This is a genomic window from Faecalicatena orotica, assembly GCF_905197545.1.
Classification (GTDB): Bacteria; Bacillota; Clostridia; order Lachnospirales; family Lachnospiraceae; genus Faecalicatena_A; species Faecalicatena_A orotica.
Genome location: NZ_CAJJZH010000028.1, coordinates 1 through 3,764 on the forward strand (window position 1 = coordinate 1; position 3,764 = coordinate 3,764).

Annotated in this window: 5 protein-coding genes; 1 reads left to right on the forward strand and 4 read right to left on the reverse strand. The window is 41.9% G+C overall.

The genetic code is table 11. The features are described 5' to 3' along the window. Window positions 1–75: 75 nt before the first annotated feature. Window positions 76–1,179, reverse strand: coding sequence for a hypothetical protein (locus ABIN22_RS23290; protein ID WP_227129148.1), 1,104 nt, complete (start codon window positions 1,177–1,179; stop codon window positions 76–78). A 222-nt stretch (window positions 1,180–1,401) separates the two neighbouring features. Next, a complete protein-coding gene (locus ABIN22_RS23295; protein WP_002589258.1) occupies window positions 1,402–2,094 on the reverse strand; it encodes a 5'-methylthioadenosine/adenosylhomocysteine nucleosidase in 693 nt (230 codons plus the stop codon). A 144-nt stretch (window positions 2,095–2,238) separates the two neighbouring features. On the opposite strand from ABIN22_RS23295, the gene ABIN22_RS23300 reads away from it, so the two are divergent. Further along, on the forward strand, window positions 2,239–2,481 hold the full coding sequence (locus ABIN22_RS23300; protein WP_002566355.1) for a TIGR03905 family TSCPD domain-containing protein: 243 nt from the start codon (window positions 2,239–2,241) through the stop codon (window positions 2,479–2,481). 171 nt (window positions 2,482–2,652) lie between these two features. Here ABIN22_RS23300 and ABIN22_RS23305 read toward each other — a convergent pair whose 3' ends face one another. Together ABIN22_RS23305 and ABIN22_RS23310 are read right to left on the reverse strand one after the other, a co-directional pair. Then, window positions 2,653–3,171 (reverse strand): DUF6147 family protein, encoded by a 519-nt coding sequence (locus ABIN22_RS23305; protein WP_227129149.1) that lies wholly within the window; start codon window positions 3,169–3,171, stop codon window positions 2,653–2,655. Window positions 3,172–3,192: 21 nt separating this feature from the next. Further along, on the reverse strand, window positions 3,193–3,764 hold a 572-nt coding region (locus ABIN22_RS23310; RefSeq protein WP_346911598.1), incomplete at its 5' end, for a DUF4367 domain-containing protein.

Consider the following 3,764-nt stretch of genomic DNA (forward strand, 5'->3'; position numbering starts at 1 on the left):
AAACGATTCTGAGAGGTAAGATTTTGCTTTAGACAGTTAAGGTATACGCCAGGATTCTCTGTCTGTATCCGGGCGCTATTCCCGGCGGGTTTCCTGGCCTGCGCGCTTCTCCGGGCGGGTTTCCCGGTCTGCACGCTTCACCGGGCCGGTTTCCCGGTCTGCGCGATTCTCCGGACCGGTTTCCCGGCCTGCACGATTCTCCGGACCGGTTTCCCGGTCTGCACGATTCTCAAGGCCGGTTTCCTGGTTTTCATGCTTCCTATGAACAGATTCCCGGTTACCACGCTTCTCCTGGCCAGATTCCCAGTTTCCATGCTTCTTTGGGGCGGCTTCCCGGTCTCCATACTTCTTATGAACAGATTCCCGGTCCAACCGTTTTTTCATGATCCAGTACACTGCCATACCTGCCGGAAGGAACAGCCGGAACTCCCTGCTGCCATTCTCATATGTAACATACCGGCTGAGCCGGACTGTGGCTGCCGACCAGTTGACCTTAAATTCCCACGTGTTTGGTGTACGAATAACGGAAAAACCCATAGACAGATAGGCTATTAATATCAATATAATCCATCCCCATTTATATCTCGGATTCTGTCTGTAGCATATGATGGCAGTCGCAATGGTAGAGAAAATCATGATAAGTGACAACAGGAACAATCCCCATTGAAATACATTCCAATGACTGATGGAGCGCAGCGTTCCCTGTGGATTTAAGGATACATTGTCCCTAATGATAAAACTGATGATTCCCTGGTTTCCATCTGACGATTCCATTCTATTAAGGATTGCCGTAAACCGCTGCCCATCCTCTGTTTTTATTCCGTAGCTGCACTCCACAGATTTAGTTTTTACACCGTTTTTAGTACTGGTCCGGATATTTAACCCCTTCTTTTTAAAAGAATCTAACTGACTTTTGCCCCATATATCCACATTTTCCTGTATTTGCCTTTCCATATGTTCTTTCGGTACCGCTCCTGGCATATACAGAGAACGCATGGCATCTCTGTCCCCCTGGGATGCTGCCGACGTCATCTGTTCCAGATACTGGTCTGCAACTATTTCCCTATCAAAAAAGAGAGTCACTCCTTTATATAGGAATAAAGCTGCAATGCAAAGAAATACTCCCACAACAACAACCGCTGTTCCCCCAAATATCATCCACTTCCTTTTCTTTTCCATACCATCCCCCTCTCTTATAAAACAGACCTCTGAATCTTGTCATATCCAGAGGTCCGATTATTAATGAGTCATGCGTGTATTGTTTATGAGTCTGCTGTTTGTAAGTGTACTATTTGTAAGCATGCCATTTGTAAGTGTCCTTTTTATAAATGTGTTATATATAAAACTGTTATTCATAAATACAAATAGTATAAATTGACTGCCCATCAATAGTTATCTGAATCAAATGGAACGTACAATCTCAGTAAGCAGATTAACACTGTGAATAATGGCCTTAGCCTCAAAAGCAGGGTAATCTACTGTGGCACTGTCATCTGCCTTATCAGAAATAGCCCTAACAATGAGGAATGGGATGGAGTTAAGATAACAGGCCTGGGCTATGGCTGCCCCTTCCATCTCTGTACAATATCCTCCAAAGATATCTGTCAGCCACTTCTTTTTTCCCTTATCAGAAATGAACTGGTCTCCAGTCACCACTCGTCCTACGAAGGTATGGATGTCCGGATTGACTTTGGAACAACATTCCTCAGCAAGATGTATAAGACCTTCATCTGCCTTAAAAGCCAGTGTCTCCACCCTGGGTATCTGTCCCGGTTCATAGCCAAATCCGGTTGCATCCATATCATGCTGAACTGCATCGCTGGATAGCACAATGTCCCCAATGTCAATCTCTGCCTTCAGGGAACCTGCTATTCCTGTGTTTACCACACCTGTTACACCATATATATCTGCCAGAATCTGGGTACACATAGCTGCATTGACCTTACCGATTCCGGAGCGGACCACCACTACCTCTTTCCCCTCCAGCTTTCCTTTATAAAAGTCCATGGCAGCTCTTGTCTCCACCTGTACATCCGTTAACTGCGCCTTAATCATAGCCACTTCCTCGTCCATGGCTCCAATAATTCCTAGCATAATTACCTCCTTCTGTCTTGTACTATTCTTCTATTATATAGGAAGCTCGCAGATTTTCAAGTTCAAAGCTTGTTCTCACTTGACATTATCTTTTGCATAAGGCATAATCGGATATACACGAATTTATCACAGGAGGCACTACACATGAGATTTAAAACACAAGGGGTCTGTTCCAGGGAGATATCCTTTGAAGTAAAAGATAATAAACTGACCAATGTCCAGTTTGTAGGCGGCTGCTCCGGCAACACCCAGGGCCTGTCCCGGCTCATCGAGGGCATGGACGTAGATGAGGCCATCCGAAGACTGGACGGAATCCAGTGCGGTCCCAGACCTACGTCTTGTCCGGATCAGTTGGCTCGGGCGTTGAAGCAGTTTAAGGGGCGGTAATAATTTTACTAATTGATACTTGATATATCGTTACAAATTTCTATTCAAATTTAAAAAGGGCACACCTAAACCGTGGTGTTGCCCTTTTTAGATACTGATTATGGATAATTACGTTTAAATGTAAATATTTCTATATCTCCCTAAGGGAAACAAATATAACATATCCATTAATTACTGAATAAGTATTCCGTCTGTAATAGGGCTAAATCCTTCGAATACATCATTATAGACAGCCCCAAAAACTCCTCTAAGACGATAATAATAACCTTTATCCTGTTTTTTAAATGTTATATTAACACTTGGCGAGTTTAAACCATCCGGGTAATCTTTAGCATAAAATTCAGCATCATAATAGGTTACTTGCCTCCAGCGTTCTGCCTGCGCATCCCATCTATCTAAATATACAGTTATGTAAGCCTCATCAACTGGTTTTGCCATATATGCAATACCTACAGCTCCAATGTCCCCATTTCCCTCATTTGAAATCGCTAAATCAGCACCCATAAAAAAGTCGCCTCTCCTCTTAGCCCATTCAGATACTTTACTATGCCTTGCAGTCTCAGGCAAGAGCGCAGAGTCCTCATCTACAGATGTGTACCTATCTGGATTATACGGTTTAGCAAATACATTCATTGATAACATTGACATAATTAATATAGCATTGATTAGTAATAATATAACTTTTTTCATTTGTATCCCCCTACTCTAAAGCTAGAATGATAATCTTTCTACCATATTTTCAAATTCCTCTTGACATATCACACCTGATAGTCTGTAATATGCTCCATCAATTATTATAGATGCTTCATATCTTTCATTACCATCAGATAGTATCTCTTTGTTTATTTCAATATCTTGGGATAACCATTTACTATGCACAATCTTCTGTTTCTCATATTCTGAATTATGATTAAATGAGACTTCAGTATCATATTTCGACTGGATTAAAAAAACATTTTGTTGCGAATAATCAAATCTCATGTATGCTATGCCCTTTTCAATGTCTAAACCAGAAAAGACCATATCTGAAGGAATATAACCCAATTTTAAAGGCTTTATACCCAATTCTTTCTCAATAACTACATATGCCTCCTCTTCACCATTAACTGCAATTTTGTTAGAATCATTGTTAAATACTATACCATTATCAAATTCGGTTCTTACCCTCCCACGATAAAAATACGACTTCGTCCCCATAGCCACCATACATCCACTCCCTGCCACTAGGCAGGCAATTAAACCAACCGCAGCCAACCGTTTCCATCCAAACCTTGGTTTGATAA

Excerpts from the sequence above, each read along its gene's own strand:
- ABIN22_RS23290 (WP_227129148.1), bottom strand. The coding sequence starts at position 1,179 with ATGGAAAAGAAAAGGAAGTGGATGATATTTGGGGGAACAGCGGTTGTT.
- ABIN22_RS23295 (WP_002589258.1), bottom strand. The coding sequence starts at position 2,094 with ATGCTAGGAATTATTGGAGCCATGGACGAGGAAGTGGCTATGATTAAG.
- ABIN22_RS23300 (WP_002566355.1), top strand. The coding sequence starts at position 2,239 with ATGAGATTTAAAACACAAGGGGTCTGTTCCAGGGAGATATCCTTTGAA.
- ABIN22_RS23305 (WP_227129149.1), bottom strand. The coding sequence starts at position 3,171 with ATGAAAAAAGTTATATTATTACTAATCAATGCTATATTAATTATGTCA.